This window comes from Paraburkholderia sp. SIMBA_030 (assembly GCF_046535245.1).
Classification (GTDB): Bacteria; Pseudomonadota; Gammaproteobacteria; order Burkholderiales; family Burkholderiaceae; genus Paraburkholderia.
The window spans coordinates 1-610 of record NZ_JAWRXB010000077.1 but is presented as its reverse complement, the minus strand read 5'-3'; the positions used below and the strand labels follow the sequence as shown (position 1 = coordinate 610).

At 64.8% G+C, this 610-nt stretch carries 1 pseudogene; it reads left to right on the top strand.

Going from position 1 to position 610, the window contains the following annotated elements:
• Positions 1 to 610 (top strand): annotated as a pseudogene (locus tag SB772_RS39085) (threonine ammonia-lyase, biosynthetic); the annotation flags it as partial.

Below are 610 nucleotides of genomic sequence, written 5' to 3'. Positions count from 1 at the left end.
CGCTCGCCGTGGCGGGCGCGAAACAGTACGCCGAGCGCGAGGGCATCGAGAACCAGACGCTGATCGCGATCACGTCCGGCGCGAACATGAACTTCGACCGGATGCGCTTTGTCGCCGAGCGGGCCGAAGTCGGTGAAGCGCGCGAAGCGGTGTTCGCCGTGACGATCCCCGAAGAGCGCGGCAGCTTCCGGCGTTTCTGCGAGCTGGTCGGCACGCGCAGCGTGACCGAGTTCAACTACCGGATCGCGGATGCGGACTCCGCGCATATCTTCGTCGGCGTGCAGATCCGCAATCGCAGCGAGTCCGCGCAGATCGCGGGCGCGTTCGAGGCGCACGGCTTTCCCACCGTCGATCTGACCTTCGATGAGCTCTCGAAGCAGCACATCCGCTATATGGTCGGCGGCCGTTCGCCGCTCGCGCATGATGAGCGGCTGTTCCGCTTCGAGTTTCCGGAGCGGCCCGGCGCGCTGATGAAGTTCCTGTCGTCGATGGCGCCGAACTGGAATATCAGCCTGTTCCACTACCGCAACCAGGGCGCGGACTACAGCTCGATTCTGGTCGGCATTCAGGTGCCGGAAAGCGAAAACGGCGAGTTCGGGCGCTTTCTTGC